Origin of the sequence: Deinococcus arcticus (genome assembly GCF_003028415.1) — a bacterium.
GTDB classification, from domain to species: domain Bacteria; phylum Deinococcota; class Deinococci; order Deinococcales; family Deinococcaceae; genus Deinococcus; species Deinococcus arcticus.
The window spans coordinates 1-14,941 of sequence record NZ_PYSV01000007.1; the positions used below are offsets into that span (position 1 = coordinate 1).

Annotated in this window: 11 protein-coding genes; 6 read left to right on the forward strand and 5 right to left on the reverse strand. The window is 68.5% G+C overall.

The features are described from left to right. Positions 1-330: 330 nt before the first annotated feature. The 5 genes from metG to C8263_RS08465 all read left to right on the forward strand — a co-directional run bounded on the left by metG (position 331) and on the right by C8263_RS08465 (position 7,277). Entirely contained in the window at positions 331-2,340 is a 2,010-nt protein-coding gene (metG, locus tag C8263_RS08445) for a methionine--tRNA ligase (protein ID WP_107137687.1), read from the forward strand. Between the two features lie 487 nt (positions 2,341-2,827). After that, the gene (locus tag C8263_RS08450; protein ID WP_146160634.1) at positions 2,828-3,622 is read left to right on the forward strand and encodes a hypothetical protein; all 795 of its coding nucleotides are present in this window, start codon (positions 2,828-2,830) and stop codon (positions 3,620-3,622) included. Between the two features lie 120 nt (positions 3,623-3,742). Continuing rightward, complete coding sequence (gene rapZ, locus C8263_RS08455) at positions 3,743-4,585, forward strand: RNase adapter RapZ (protein WP_107137689.1); 843 nt, start codon at positions 3,743-3,745, stop codon at positions 4,583-4,585. Further along, positions 4,582-5,949 (forward strand): gluconeogenesis factor YvcK family protein, encoded by a 1,368-nt coding sequence (locus C8263_RS08460; RefSeq protein WP_233218728.1) that lies wholly within the window; start codon positions 4,582-4,584, stop codon positions 5,947-5,949. Before rapZ ends, C8263_RS08460 begins: the two co-directional genes overlap by 4 nt. Before the next feature lie 44 nt (positions 5,950-5,993). Continuing rightward, the gene (locus C8263_RS08465) at positions 5,994-7,277 is read left to right on the forward strand and encodes a glutamate-5-semialdehyde dehydrogenase (RefSeq protein ID WP_107137690.1); all 1,284 of its coding nucleotides are present in this window, start codon (positions 5,994-5,996) and stop codon (positions 7,275-7,277) included. A gap of 64 nt (positions 7,278-7,341) precedes the next feature. Here the strand turns inward: C8263_RS08465 and dxs are convergent, their stop codons facing one another. From dxs to C8263_RS08485, 4 genes are all read right to left on the reverse strand, one after another. After that, on the reverse strand, positions 7,342-9,225 hold the full coding sequence (gene dxs / locus C8263_RS08470) for a 1-deoxy-D-xylulose-5-phosphate synthase (RefSeq protein WP_107137691.1): 1,884 nt from the start codon (positions 9,223-9,225) through the stop codon (positions 7,342-7,344). Then, complete coding sequence (locus tag C8263_RS08475; RefSeq protein WP_107137692.1) at positions 9,226-9,903, reverse strand: hypothetical protein; 678 nt, start codon at positions 9,901-9,903, stop codon at positions 9,226-9,228. It lies immediately after the preceding gene. Between the two features lie 296 nt (positions 9,904-10,199). After that, the gene (locus tag C8263_RS08480; RefSeq protein ID WP_107137693.1) at positions 10,200-10,886 is read right to left on the reverse strand and encodes a PspA/IM30 family protein; all 687 of its coding nucleotides are present in this window, start codon (positions 10,884-10,886) and stop codon (positions 10,200-10,202) included. A gap of 216 nt (positions 10,887-11,102) precedes the next feature. Continuing rightward, positions 11,103-11,894, reverse strand: coding sequence for a hypothetical protein (locus tag C8263_RS08485; RefSeq protein ID WP_107137694.1), 792 nt, complete (start codon positions 11,892-11,894; stop codon positions 11,103-11,105). Positions 11,895-12,058: 164 nt separating this feature from the next. Between C8263_RS08485 and mnmE the strand changes: the two genes are divergently transcribed. After that, a complete protein-coding gene (gene mnmE / locus C8263_RS08490) occupies positions 12,059-13,381 on the forward strand; it encodes a tRNA uridine-5-carboxymethylaminomethyl(34) synthesis GTPase MnmE (RefSeq protein ID WP_199188352.1) in 1,323 nt (440 codons plus the stop codon). 265 nt (positions 13,382-13,646) lie between these two features. Here the strand turns inward: mnmE and ychF are convergent, their stop codons facing one another. Then, on the reverse strand, positions 13,647-14,744 hold the full coding sequence (gene ychF / locus C8263_RS08495) for a redox-regulated ATPase YchF (RefSeq protein ID WP_107137696.1): 1,098 nt from the start codon (positions 14,742-14,744) through the stop codon (positions 13,647-13,649). Positions 14,745-14,941: the final 197 nt, after the last annotated feature.

The following is a 14,941-nucleotide window of genomic DNA, read 5'->3' on the forward strand; positions in this document are numbered from 1 at the left end:
GGGACTGCCGACAGGTGGACGAACTGCTTCAGGCGGTGTTTGCCGCACTGGATGCCGTCACACCGAGTGATATTCACGGCTGGTTCAAACATGTTCATCCATCAGTGTCTTTATGACAAATGCTCTAAGGCAAGTGGCACAGGCGTGCGGGCGGGGGGCCGCGTTACACTGCCCCCATGGCCCGCCCCCTGCCCACCATGCGAATGCCCCAGCGACCCTGAACTGCACTGGTGTTGCGCGGGGCGTTCTGAGCAGGCCGGGCGCCCCGCTTTCCTTTGCCCTTTATGCTGTGGAGGTTGCCCGGCCCCAGGCCGGGAAGGAAGGAATCCCATGAGCCACCCTGACCGCGCATTTTTCATCACGACGGCCATTGACTACGCCAACGGCGCGCCGCACATCGGCCACGTCTACGAGAAGATTCTCACCGACGCCATTGCCCGCTACCAGCGCTTGGCCGGGCGCGAGGTGTTTTTCCTGACCGGCACCGACGAGCACGGCGAGAAGATTGCCAAGGCCGCCGCCAAGGCCGGCCAGACCCCGCAGGTGTTCGTGGATGATCTGGCCACACGCGCCTTCAAGGGCCTGTGGGACCGGCTGGACATCGCCTACGACGACTTTGTGCGCACCACGGAGGGGCGCCACAAGCGCTTCGTTCAGGACATCCTGCAGCGGGTGTACGACGCGGGCGACATCTACTTTGACGAGTACGAGGGGCTGTACTCCGTGGGCGCCGAGCGTTACGTCACGGAAAAAGAGCTGGTGGAGGGCCCGGACGGCGTGCGCCGTTATCCCGGCGACAAGGACCCACCCGAACTGCGCCGCGAGGCGAACTATTTCTTCCGCATGGAGAAGTATCAGGCGTGGCTGCTGGACCATATTGGGCAGAACCCCGACTTTATCCAGCCGGCCGGCTACCGCAACGAGGTGCTGGAAATGCTCAGGGAGCCCATTGGGCCGCTGAGCATCTCGCGGCCCAAGAGCCGCGTGCCCTGGGGTATTGAACTGCCCTGGGACCCGGACCACGTCACCTACGTGTGGTTTGACGCGCTGCTGAATTACGTCTCGGCGCCGGTGAGCAAGGGCGAGCGCCCCGAGGTGATCGGCACCGCGTGGCACGTGATCGGCAAGGACATTCTCAAGCCGCACGCGGTGTTCTGGCCCACCATGCTGAAAGCCGCCGGGCTGCCCCCCTACCGCCGCCTCGTGGTGCACAGTCACATCCTGGCCGAGGACGGGCGCAAGATGGGCAAGAGCCTGGGCAACGCCATTGACCCCGAAGCGCTGGTGGCGCAGTACCCGGTGGACGCCATCCGCTACACCCTGCTGCGCGAGGCCACCCTGAGTGCCGATAGTCCCTACGGCGAGGGCATTCTGGTCTCGCGCCTGACCAGCGACCTTGCCAACGATCTGGGCAACCTGCTCTCGCGCACCGTGTCCATGATTCAGAAGTACCGGGGCGGCGTGATTCCGGCGGCCACCGAGATTACCGAGCGCGAGCGCGAGATCGAGGCCGCCGCGCTGGCCCTGCCAGGGCAGATTCTGGGGCTGGTGGACGACTTGAAGATCAATATGGCCCTGGAAGCGGCCATGAACTTCGTGCGCGACCTCAACCGCTACATTGCCGAGAGCGCGCCCTGGAACCTGGCCAAGAGTGAGCAGACCGCCCGGCGCCTGGACACGGTGCTGTACACCGCCGCCGAGGGCCTGCGCGTGGCCAGCGTGGCCCTGGAAGCGGCGCTGCCCAGTAAGGCCCGCGAACTGCGCGCGCAACTGGGCCTGGGCGGCCAGTCCTACACCCTGGCCGGCGCCTGGGGCCTGACCCCGGCCGGCACCCAGGTGGTGGGCGGCGCGATTCTGTTTCCCAAGCCCGAACCCAGGGTGGCCCCTGACAAGCTGGCCCCCGAAGCCACCCCCAAACCCGCCAAAGAGCCCGTGAAAGAGAACGTGACCCCCATGACCCAGACGGAAGTTGTTCCCGCTGTTCCGGCCGCCGCGCCCACCGCCCCCGCTGAGGCCCTGATTTCCATTGACGACTTTGCCCGCATTGACCTGCGTGTGGCCGAGGTGCTGGCTGCCGAGGCCGTGCCCAAGGCCGACAAGCTGCTGAAACTGACGGTGCGCCTGGGCGAGGAGGAACGCACCGTGGTCAGCGGCATTCGCCAGTGGTTCGCCCCCGAAGCCCTGGTGGGCCGCAAGGTGATTCTGGTCGCCAACCTGAAGCCCGCCAAGCTGCGCGGTATCGAGTCCCAGGGCATGATCCTGGCCGCCGAGGACGATCAGGGCAACCTGGACCTCGTGGGCCTGACACTGGACCTGCCCAGCGGAACGAAGGTGCGCTGAAGGAGGCCGGGCCCCAGGCGAAACGCCACCTGGGCAGGTCGTGACCACCTCGTTCTGAGGCACGCCGCGCTGCTCCTCCCATTGCTCTGGGAGGAGCAGCGCGGCGTGGGCAAGAGGGGTTGCCGAAGGTCCTGAAGGGCGAGGCTGTCGGGGGCCAGCTGATACGGGACTCCTCTGATGCCCGAGCCTGTTGGAAGGGCGCAGGGGTGCGTTTTCATCGCCGCAGTTCCGTTTTTCTGGGGTTTGCTCTGCGACAGCGCTCTCCAAGTCCGCTCCCCCCCCCTCGCTTTCGGCTCAGCGCAGGAACAGAGACGGATGTCCGGGAAGTGGAGGAACATCCCCCTTCTTCCTGGATGTTCCGGCAATGGACGGAATCCGTATCACTGGTCGGGGCTGCCGGGATCAGTGCAGGCGTACAGTCCTGTCACCCTTCCTGCGCGCCGCACGTGCGGCGCCGGGGTGTGGGCCAATTGCCTAAGCTGTCTGGGTGCGACGTCTCGTGCCTGCCCTGCTGCTGCCCTTTCTGAGTGGCTGCGTTGATCCGTCCGTACAGGCCCCGCTGCGACCCCTCACAGAGGCCGAGCTGCGCCCGTATTACGTGGACGCTCCCCCACAGCCTTTGCCGGTCTACACGGCCTTTAGGCTGGGCGAGTCGTATGTGCCGGGCGGGACCGTGGAGGGCTGGAAGGCCAGAAACGTGGTGCCGCTTTACAGCCTCCGGGGCCAGAGTGCCGTGCTGGCCGCGCACCTGCAGCCCGACGGCCGCCTCACTGGCGCGGCGCCCCTTCAGACTGGCCCAGCCGAAACCCTGCAATACACGCTGTCCATGCGAGGCAATAATTCACTGGCAGGTGGCCTGTGCCCGGTGGATGGCCTGAAGGCCACGGCAGGGGTCAAGGTGCACCTGCCCGAGGTGGCCTTCTTTTTCTACCGCTTCGCTGATGTTCAGCAGGGGGCGCAGCCCCTTACCTCGCCGATTCCGGAAGAACGGAGGCTGCACTACGACCTGCGGGCCTATGACAAACCCACCAGCCCGGCCCGGGTTGACCTGGTGTATGTGTCAGAAGACCTCACGGTTCAGGGGGAGCAACGCTGCGTCCGTGGTTATGAACAGTCCGGCCAGATCTCGACCTACCAGGACAACATTCGGGTGAATTTCAAGCTGAGCCGGGGGTGGAACGCGCTGCTGCGCACCGAGACGCGGTCTTCCGCTGGTCAGACCCACGTGAGCCATATCACCTGGACGACGGTGCCGCGCGACGTCATTGAGCGGTGGCTGTAAAGGGGGCCAGGGTGGGCAAAGCCGCGTGACGTCCGGGCCCCGTCCGGCGGTCCCCAGGCCCTGACCAGAACCTGACTGTCTCATCAGGCCCGGGCAGGGCGCTCACGTTACACTGCCCCCATGCCTTTTGTCGTCGTCTCCGGTCTGTCTGGCAGTGGCAAGAGCACCGCGCTGCGCACCCTGGAAGACGCCGGGTTCTTTATCACCGATAACCTGCCCCCAGAACTGTGGGGCGCCATGCACGACCTCGTGTCGGCGCGGGGGCTGCCCTGCGTGGCCATCAGTACCGACGCGCGCACCCGCGATTTCCTGGGCGCACTGGAAGCCAGCTACGTGCGGCTCTCGCGCCGCCGCGAGGACCTGCGCGTGCTGTTTCTGGAAGCCAACACGGACGTGCTGCTCAAGCGCTACAACTTCACCCGCCGCGAGCACCCGCTGGGCGACAACCTGATGCTGGACTTTGCGCGCGAACGCGAGTTGCTCGCGCCCCTGCGCGCCATTGCCGACACCGTGATTGACACCACGCACCTCAGTGCCCGCGACCTGTCGGCCCAGGTGCTGCGCCTGTTCCGGCTGGAAAACGACTTTCACCTGCGCCTGATGTCCTTTGGCTTCAAGCACGCGCCGCCCCGCGACGCCGATCTGGTGCTGGACGTGAGATCGCTGCCCAATCCCTACTACGACGCCGAACTGCGCCCCCGCACCGGCCTGGACCCGGCCGTGGCCCGCTACGCCTTCGGGGACCCCGGCGCCGAGGTGTTCTATACCGAGCTGCGTGATTTTGTGCGCGTGGCCGCCGAGCGCGCCCGCGCGGCCGGGCGGCACGGCTACACCGTGGCGGTGGGCTGCACGGGGGGCCAGCACCGCAGCGTGGCGGTGGCCGCGCGCCTGGCCCAGGACCTGAAGGACCTGAATGTGGACATCATGGACCACCGCGACATGAAGGCGGGCGAGGAGGCGTGAGCGACCCGCCCATCCCCCGCAGCTCGCCGGTGGTGCCGGAGAGCATGCGGGGCGACATGGTGCAGCGCGGCCAGCAGGTGACCCGCCGCGCCCGCATGTGGATGTCGCCGGGCCTGGGGGTCAAGCGGTGGCTGCTGCTGTTCGTGGTCTGCACCCTGGTGGGGGCGGTGGGCGTGCTGCACTTCACCTGGACCGGACCGCTGCATTTCGTGGCCACCCGCTGGATTCTATGGGTCAACCATCTGGTGAGCCCCGAGGTGATGCCGCTGTACACCGGCGGCATGGCCCTGATGGTGCTGTCGCTGCTGGGCGCGCTGTGGAGCATCATGATGCTCAGCCGCTCGGTGCTGCGCGGCACTGGCACCGCCCCCGAACAGGCCGTGGACCTGATGTACCAGCGCCGCCACCTCGCCCGGGGCCCGCGCATCGTGGCGGTGGGAGGCGGCACCGGCCTGAGCAACCTGCTCTCGGGGCTGCGGGTGCATACCGGCAACACCACGGCCATCGTGGCCGTCTCTGACGACGGGGGCTCCTCGGGGCGGCTGCGCGCCTCGCTGGATATGATCGCGCCCGGCGACCTCACCGACTGCTACGCGGCGCTCTCGGACAGTCCAGTCATGGCCCGGCTGCTCCTGCACCGCTTTGAACGCGGCGACGGCATTCAGGGGCATACCTTCGGCAACCTGCTGCTGGCCACCCTCAGTGAGGAAGAAGGCGGCCTGAGTGAAGCCATGCTGGACATTCACGAGGTGCTGCGCATTCGCGGGCGGGTGTACCCGGCCACCACCCAGCCTGCCACCCTGGTGGCCCGCCTGAATGACGGCCGCACCCTGCGCGGCGAGAGCCGCTTTGCCGCCGAGATGGGCGAAGCGCAGATTCAGCATGTGCAGCTTGACCCCCCGGCGCTGCCCGCCCTGCCGGAAGTGCTGCACGCCATCCGGGAAGCCGACCAGATTGTGCTGGGCCCGGGGAGCCTGTATACCAGCATCATTCCCGCGCTGCTGGTGCCCGAGATTGCCCGCGAACTGCGCGCCTCGCCCGCTCCGCTGATCTACGTGGCCAGCCTGATGACCGAGCCCGGCGAAACCGACGGCCTGAGCCTGGAAGACCACGTGCAGGCCATCACCCGCCACCTGGGGCGCCTGCCAGATTGCGTGCTGGTGAACAGCGCCGTGCCCCCGCGTGATGTGGTGGCCCGCTACGCCGAGGGCGGCGCACACCTGCTGAACCTGACGGGCGCCACCCGTGAGCTGCGGGGTCGCGCCGTGGTGCTGCCCCTGCTGCAGCCCGGCCAGGCCCGGCACGACCCGGCCGCCCTGGCCCAGGCCCTGCTGCACGCTGCCCCCCGGCGCGATCAGGGCTAGGCCAGCGCCCTGGGCCGCCCGGGCCGGCCTGCTAGCCTCGGGCCATGAGCCAGACCGAAGCCCCCAGCATTCGCCTCATGGGCACGCGGGCCCGGGCGGCGGCCCGTGTGCTGCGTTCGCTGCCCACCGCGCGCAAGGTGGCGGCCCTGGCGGCCATCGCCGCTGGGCTACGGGCCCAGGCCGGGGTGATCCTGGCCGCCAATGCGCAGGATGTGGCGGCGGCTGTGGCGGCGGGCCTGCCCGAGCCAATGGTCGCCCGCCTTCGCCTGAGCCCGGCCGCCTTAGAAGGCATCGCCGCCGATGTGGAGGCGGTGTCGCGCCTGCCGGACCCGGTGGGGGAGACCGGTCCGGTGCAGACCCAGCCCAGCGGCATCCGGGTGAGCACCCGCCGCGTGCCGCTGGGCGTGCTGGGCGTGATCTACGAGAGCCGCCCGAACGTGACGGTGGACGTGGCGGCCCTGGCCCTGATGAGCGGCAACGCCGTCATTCTGCGCGGCGGCAAGGAAACGGGGCGCAGCAACGCCGCGCTGGAAGAGGTGATTCACGCGGCGCTGCGGGCCCAGGGCCTGCTGGCCGACGCGGTGCAGGTGATCCGCGACCCGGCGCGCGGGCGCATGCTGGAGCTGCTGAAACTGGACGATCTGGTGGACGCCATCATTCCGCGCGGCGGCGCTGGCCTGCACCGCTTCTGCGTGGAGAACGCCACCGTGCCCGTGATCGTGGGCGGGATTGGCGTGGTGCACGTGTACCTGGATGCCTCGTTCGCCCGTACGCCCGGGGACCGCGCGAAAGCTGCCGCCCTCCTGCACAACGCCAAGGTGCAGAAACCCAGCGCCTGCAACGCCCTGGATACGCTGCTCCTCGACCGCGCGGCGCTGAGCACGCTGCCCGAACTCGTGCGCCCTCTGGTGGCCGATGCCGTGACCCTGCGCGCCGACCCCGAAACCCTGGCAGTCCTGCAGGCGGCCGGCGTGCCCGCTCAGGCTGCCGCCGAGGCTGATTACGGCACCGAATTCCTGAGTCTCACCCTCAGCATCAAGACCGTCTCTGGGCTGGATGAGGCCCTGGATTTCATCGCCGCCCACGGCAACCACACCGACGTGATCCTGACCCGCGACCCCGCCCAGGCCGAGCGCTTCGTGCAGGACGTGGACTCGGCCGCCGTGATGGTCAACGCCAGCCCCCGCTTCAACGACGGCGGCCAGCTGGGCCTGGGCGCCGAGGTGGCCATCAGCACCCAGAAGCTGCATGCCCGGGGCCCCATGGGCCTGCGGGAACTGACGACGACGAAGTGGGTGGTGGAAGGGGAAGGCGCGATAAGGCGTTGAGGGTGAAAGGGGGATGGTTGATGGAAGAGCCGCACTTTTCCATCAACCATCCCCCTTCAACCATCTACACCCCCAGAGGAACGTCCACCCCCAGCTCCGCCAGTACGGTGCGAATCGCCGGGGCGTCAATGCCGGCGCGGGCGTGCACGCTCTCGGCGGTGGCGTGTTCCTGGAACTCATCGGGAATGCCCAGCACGCGCACCGGAACCGACAGGCCCTCGGCGTTCAGGAATTCCAGCACCGCGCTGCCGAAGCCGCCCACCACGGTGTTGTCCTCCACGGTGATCAGGGCGCGGGCCGTGCGGGCCAGTTCGCGCAGCAGGGCCTCGTCCAGCGGTTTGACGAAACGGGCATTCACCACGCCCACCCCGTCCAGGCCAGCCGCCGCCTTGAGGGCGTACTCCAGCGCCTTGCCGCCGGCCAGAATGACCACGTCCTGCCCGGCCTGCACGGTGTCCCAGGTGCCCCAGTCCAGGTCCGGCCAGGTGCCTTCGGGGACGGGAGCGGTGTTGCCGCGCGGGTAGCGGATGGCAAAGGGGCCGGGGTGGTTCTGGGCGTACTTGAGCATGCCGCGCAGTTCGGCGGTGTCCCGGGGCAGGCCCACGCGCACGCCGGGAATAGAGCGCAGGTAGCTCAGGTCAAAGACGCCGTTGTGGGTGGCGCCGTCGGCCCCCACAATGCCGGCGCGGTCAATGGCGAAGGTCACGTTCAGGTGCTCAATCGCCACGTCGTGCAGCACCTGGTCATAGGCGCGCTGCAGGAAGGTGGAGTAGATCGCCACGACCGGTTTCAGGCCCTGCAGCGCCATGCCTGCCGCCGCCGTCACCGCCACTTCCTCGGCAATGCCCACATCCAGGTAGCGGTTGGGGTGCGCCTTGCTGTACCCCACCAGCCCGCTGCCCTCGCGCATGGCGGGGGTAATCACGAAGGTGCAGGGGTCCTGTGCGGCCAGCTCGGTCACGGCGTCCCCGAAAGCGTTGCTCCAGGAATACGCCTTGCTGGCGCTGAATTCGCCGGTGGCTGGGTCAAACTTGCCGGGGCCGTGCCAGTAGATGGGATCGGCCTCGGCATAACTGAGGCCCTTGCCCTTCTTGGTCACCACATGCAGGATGGTGGGCCCGTCCAGGTCCACCAAGCGCTCCAGCAGCCACACCAGTTCTTCCACGTTGTGGCCGTCCACCGGCCCCACATAGCGCACGCCCATGGCCGCAAAGGGGTTCACGCTGGCCGGGTCGAAGAAATGGCGGGTAGAGTTCTTGGCGCGGCTCATCAGACTGGCCAGGGGCTTGCTGACCGCCTCCACGGCCTTTTTCCCGGCGCCCTCGCCCTCCTGAAACCACCGCTGCACCTGCAGGCCGCGCATGAATTTGTTCAGCGCCCCCACGTTCTCGGAGATGCTCATCTCGTTGTCGTTCAGGACCATCAGCATCCGGCGGTTGGTGTCGCCAATGGTGTTCAGGGCGGCCAGGGCCATGCCGCCAGTCAGGGCGCCGTCGCCAATCACGGCGGCCACCCGGTAGTCCTGGCCCAGGGCGTCGCGCGCCACGGCCATGCCCAGCGCGTTGGCGAGGCTGGTGCTGGCGTGCCCCACCGTAATGGCGTCGTGCTCGGATTCACTGACCTTGGTAAAGCCGCTCAGCCCCCCCTCTTTCTTGATGGTGGGCATCTGGGCGCGGCGCCCGGTGAGCATCTTGTGGGCGTAGGCCTGGTGCCCCACGTCGAACAGCAGGCGGTCACGCGGGGAATTCAGCACGTAATGCAGCGCCACGATCAGGTCGGTGGCCCCCAGCGAGGACGCGAGGTGCAGCCCGCCCACCGAACACACGCGCACGATCTCCTCGCGCAGTTCCTGGGCCAGTTGGGGCAACTGCTCGCGCGGCAGGCTCTTGAGGTCGGCGGGGCCACTCACCCGGTCCAGCAGCGGGGTCAGGGTTGCGGGGCTGTCCATTTAGCGGCCTCCTGTGCGCGCCGTGAAGTTGCGTCCCGTGAGCAGCAGCCCCTCGGGCGTGCGCACGTCGCCCACGAACGGGGTAAACCACAGTTGCTGGGTGGCCGGAAACAGCCCGCCCAGCGTGTCGGTCAGCTGCCGGGTGACCACCCAGACCTCAAAGCGGCCGCCCGGGGTCTGCACCGTGCGGCGGTCCTGCACCACGTAGCTGTAGTTCAGGGTGCCGCGCGCGCGCTCCTGGCCGTCTTCGCCGCTGAGGGTCACCTGCGACTGGCCCTGCCAGCTCAGGCCCAGGCGCCACTCGTTCTCGGCCGGGGCCTCGCGCCACGCGGGCTGCAGGCGAATGGTCACGCCGGGCTTGCTCAGGCCGTGCAGAAACACGCCGCCGCTGCCCACCGTGCGGTACCACGTCTGGTCGGCGCCGCGCCCGGTCATCTGAAAGGCCAGGGTGGGCTGATCGAAAAATACTGTGGGCCCAAGTGCACGCAGCACATACGCCGGTTGCCCGGCCGCGTCGCCTTCGGGCAGGTAGGTCCAGGCCAGCCCGGGTTCATGGGGATAGAACGACACCGCAGACACCGGGGTGTTGGCCTGAACTGTGGTGGTCGTCTGCGGCGCGCACGCCGACAGGCCCAGGGCCAGGGTGCCCAGCAGCGTGCGCAGCAGGGGGGCAGACATACTGCCTAGGGTAGAACGCCTCATCGCCCTCATTCTGTCAGCAAACATGAACTTTGGCCCAGTGGCGTCCGTCAGAAGGCGCAGGTCCCCGGCCCCACCAGCGAAAACCCCCCAGGCCTGTCCTGTGGGGTCTTCGCTGATCGGGGCGCTTTAAGTCCCTCGCCCCTCTCAGTCCAACGGTTCAGAAGGGCGCAGAAACGTTTCCATTCCTGGTGCGAGGCACTGGGTTCGCCACTCGCTCTGCGGCGCCGCTGTCCCAGGCCGCTCGGTTGATCGGGGGCTTGGCAGCGAGTGACTTAGCTGCCCGGGTTCCCGGTGCCCTCGCCCTGCACCTTGGCCTTCAGGGCGGCAAAGGCGTCGTCCAGTTCGCGGTTGCGGCCCAGATCCTTGAGCTGGGCGTCAAGGTCCCCTTCCTGGCGCAGCTGGGTCACGGCGCGGTTACGGTCTTCCAGGCCCGCCACCTTGGCTTCCATCTCTTCAAAGGCGTCCATGGCCCCGCCCGCCTTGTCAAAGCCCGACACCCGGTCCAGGGTGGCCCCGGCCTGCGCGGTCTTCTGCCGGGCGGCCAGCAGGGTCTTTTTGCCTTCCATCTCGTCAATCTTGGCTTCCAGGGCGCGCAGCTGGGTCTTGAGCTGCTCGACCGTCTGGGTCTGGGTGTGCAGCTGCTCTTCAAAGCCGGCGGCCAGGTCCTTGGCGTTCTGGGCGCGGCGCAGGGCCTCACGGGCCAGCTCCTCGCTGCCGCCGCGCAGGGCCTCCTCGGCCTTTTTCTCGTACTCGCTGCTCATGCGGCGGTTGGTGCTGGCCTCGCGCTCCAGTTTGGCGTTCTGGCTCATGGCCTCGGCCACTTCGCTGCGGGCCTCGGTGTAGGCGGCGCGCATGTCGCGCAGGGCCTGATCAATGATCTTGCCCGGGTCCTCGGCGCGGCTGATCAGGTCATTGACGTTGGCGCGCAGCAGTCGGGACAGACGGTCGAGAATGGTCATGGGATTCCTCCTGTGAAAAGCGGCTTGGCCAGAAAACGGCGTGGCACCTTGGTGCCCATCATGCCGTGACAGGCCAGGGCCCTGCGCCGCACCGCCAGGAAATGCCCAAGACCCGCTAAAGCCTGCATGAAGCCGGCGTCCCACCGGACTGGGCAGGCAAAAGAAAGCGGTGGGGAGAGGGACCCACAAAGCCCCTTCCCCCGCCCGGGGCCGCCCTCAGAACACGATGGGTTTGAGGCCCACGCTGTCACTGCCGCAGGCCACCGTCAGGCTGCCGCCCGCCGGGGTCACCGTGCAGCCCAGGGCGCGCAGGCCCGACACCGGGAAAATCAGATTCTTGCCGTCGGTGGCGGGGGCCAGCGGCAGTTCCACGGCCCCGCCCGAGGTCTGGGCGCTGCGCTGCCCCACCGTCACGGTCAGGGCGTTGTCGTCGGCCGAGAGGCGGTATTTGCCGCCGCCCAGCGAGGCCACACTGACCACCCCGGCCAGGTCACTGCCAAGCACGTAGGGCTGCCCCCGGGTCACGCCGGCGGGCACGCTCACCTTGGCGGCGGGGGTGGCGGTGGCCTGCGCGGCGTCCACCACCACCAGCGTTTCCTTGTCGCTGATGGGGCTGAGCAGCACGAAGGCCGCCACCGGGGCGCCCGCCGCTTCGCTCACCAGCAGCACGTTGGACTTGCCGGTGGTTTTCCACTCGCCCTGGGCGCGGGCGCCCAGCTTGCCCCGCAGCAGCGGGCGCAGGCTGGCCTGGGCCTGGGTGCTGTAGAGGCACACGGCGCGCGGGCTGAGTTTCAGGGCGTCGGGGCAGGAAAGGATGCGGCCACCCACGGCCCGGCTCACCTCGATGGACAGCGCGCTGACCGCCTTGGTGGTGGCCGCCGAGCTAACCCCCTTGGCCGGGGTGGCGGGCGTGGCCGGTTTGGCCGGGGCCGCCGTCTGGGCGGCGGCAGAAGCAAGCAGCAGGGCGGTCCCCAGGGTCAGGGCCGCAGAAAGCACGTTAGGGCGCATACCCGGCCATGCTAGGGCCGGCGCATGAGCGTGAACTTTGAAAGCGGGGGAAGCAGGCACGCTCCTTTTTCCACAGGCTCAATCCCTCCCGGGCAGGGAAAACCCCCGGCGCTCCACCCGCACGCCTGCCTGCACTCGCCTCTCACAGTGCTAGCCTGCCGGGCGTGAGTTCGCGCACTGGCCTGTCCGACACCATCGCTGCCATTGCCACTGCGCCGGGCAGCGCGGGCGTGGGGATCGTGCGGGTGAGTGGCCCGCAGGCGCTGGCGGTGGCCGACGGGTTGTTCCGGGGGCGGCGCGTGCCTTCGGCCACACCCGGGGGCCGCTTTCTGTTCGGGCATTTTCTGGACAGTGCGGGCGAGGTGCTGGACGAGGGCCTGTGTCTGGTGTTCCGTGCGCCGCGCTCCTTTACGGGCGAGGACGTGGCCGAGTTTCAGACCCACGGCAGCCCCGCTGTGCTGGCCGGGGTCCTGTCGGGGGCGCTGGCTCTGGGCGCCCGGCCTGCGCGCCCCGGGGAATTTACCCTGCGCGCCTACCTGCACGGCCGCCTGGACCTGACCCAGGCCGAGGCGGTGCTGCACCTGGTGGACGCCCAGACCGACGCCGCCCGGCGGCAGGCCAGCCTGGGCCTGAGCGGCGCCCTGCGCGGGCGGGTGCAGCGCGTGAGCGCCCAGGTGACCCGCACCCTGGCCGCCGTGCAGGCCCTGCTGGACTATCCCGAAGAGGGCGTGCCCGAGGAAGACCGCGCCGCGCCACTGGCCCAGGCCGAGCGCGAGTTGCAGGACCTGGTGCGCACCGCCCACGCCGGGCGCCTGGCCACGCGCGGCGCCCGGCTGGCCCTGATTGGCCGCCCCAACGCGGGCAAAAGCAGCCTGCTCAACGCCCTGGTGGGCTACGAACGCTCCATTGTGACGCCGCTGCCCGGCACCACCCGCGACTATCTGGAAGCTGGCCTGGAACTGGCCGGGGTGCCAGTGACGCTGGTGGACACGGCCGGCATCCGCGAGACCGGGGACCAGATCGAGGCGGCGGGCGTGCAACAGGCCCGCCAGTTGGCGGAGGCCGCCGATCTGGTGCTGGTGCTGGAAGACGGCAGCCGCCCCCGCGAGCCCCTGGACGCCGAGTTGCCCGCTGGGGGCCGCGTGCTGCGCCTGCGCACCAAGGCCGACCTGACCGTGGCCTGGACCGACCCACAGGCCCTGGACGTGAGCGCCGTGACCGGCCAGGGCCTGCCCGAACTGCGCGCGGCCATTGGGGCGGCCCTGCTGGGCGACGCCGCCCGGGGCGAAGCGTGGCTGACCACCGAGCGCCAGGCCGACGCCGCCCGCCGCGCGCTGGCCCACATCCAGGCCGCCCAGACCCTTCCCGACGATCTGGCCAGTTATGAGCTGGAAGAAGCCCTGCAGGCCCTGGCCGAGCTGACCGGCCAGGACGTGCAGGAGGACGTGGTGGACGCGGTGTTCCGGAATTTCTGTGTGGGGAAGTGATACGGACTGCCGTTCATTTCCGGAGCATCCGGGAAGAAGGGGGATGTTCCCCGCCTTCGGCGCTGTTCCAGCCCAATTCCCGGAAATCCGCATCTTTTCCTGCTCTGCTGCGCAGCTCTTCGAGTCCCTTCGGTCGAAAAAATTCCGTAACCCGTATGAGGGGTTGTCGGACGTAGGGTGTGGGTTGTAGGAAAAGATGAGGGGCAGGCCCAGCAATGCGGCCCGCCCTCTTTTCCTACGTCCGACAACCCACAGCCCACAACCCCTACATGTTGTGCAGCACGTTCATGATGTCGCCGTCTTTCATCACGTAGTCCTTGCCCTCGGTGCGGACCCAGCCCTTGGCCTTGGCGGGGGCCCAGCCGCCCGCTTCCACCATCTTGTCCCACTCGATCACCTCGGCGCGGATAAAGCCGCGTTCCAGGTCGCTGTGGATTTCCCCGGCGGCTTCGGGGGCCTTTTCGCCCCTGCGGATGGTCCAGGCGCGCACCTCTTTTTCGCCGCTGGTGATGAAGGTGATCAGGCCCAGCGTCTCGTAGCCCACCTTCACCAGCTGGTCCAGGCCGCTTTCCTGCACGCCCAGCTCTTCCAGAAAAGCGCGGGCCTCGTCCTCGGGCATCTCGGCCAGTTCGCCTTCAATCTGGGCGCTGATCTTGACCACCTGCGCGCCCTCGGCGGCGGCGTAGTCGCGCACCTTCTGCACGTGCTCGTTGTCCTGCGTCAGGTCGTCCTCGCCCACGTTCGCCACGTAGATCACGGGCTTGGTGGTGATCAGGCCGAATTCCTTGGGAATGGGCGCGTCGTACTGGGCGGCGCGCGCCGGCTTGCCCTCGCCCAGCACGGCGATGATCTGCTCAGCCAGAGCCGCCTGCTCACGCGCGTCCTTGTCGCCACTCTTGGCCTTTTTCTGCAGGTTCTGCAGGCGCTTTTCCAGGCCCGAGAGGTCCGCCAGAATCAGCTCGGTGTTGATGGTCTCGATGTCGTCGGTGGGGTCCACGCGCCCGGCCACATGCACCACGTTGCCGTCTTCAAAGCAGCGCACCACGTGGGCAATCGCGTCGGCCTCGCGGATGTTGGCCAGAAACTGGTTGCCCAGGCCCTCGCCCTTGCTGGCGCCTTTGACCAGGCCCGCAATATCCACGAACTCCACAAAGGTGGGAATGATGGGCGGCACGCGCTCGCCCCTGGTGAAGACCTTGCTCAGGGCGGCGAGGCGCTCATCGGGTACGGTCACGCGGCCCACGTTGGGCTCGATGGTGGCAAAGGGGTAGTTCGCCGCCAGCGCCCCGGCGCGCGTGATGGCGTTGAACAGCGTGCTTTTTCCGACGTTGGGCAGGCCAACAATACCAATAGCTAATCCCATGGTTTCACGACTCCTTCTCCCGCCCGGCAGGGCAGGGCAACCCTGTCAGTGTACGGGATGACGGCGCGGGGGCCGGGCCGAAGGCCCCACCTGAACACTGGCCGAGACCACCGTTCGCGCCGCAGTCTGGAGACGGAAGCCAGCCGCAGCGTGAACGGGCCCTCTGCCTAAGTCACTCGCTGCCAAGCCCCCGATCA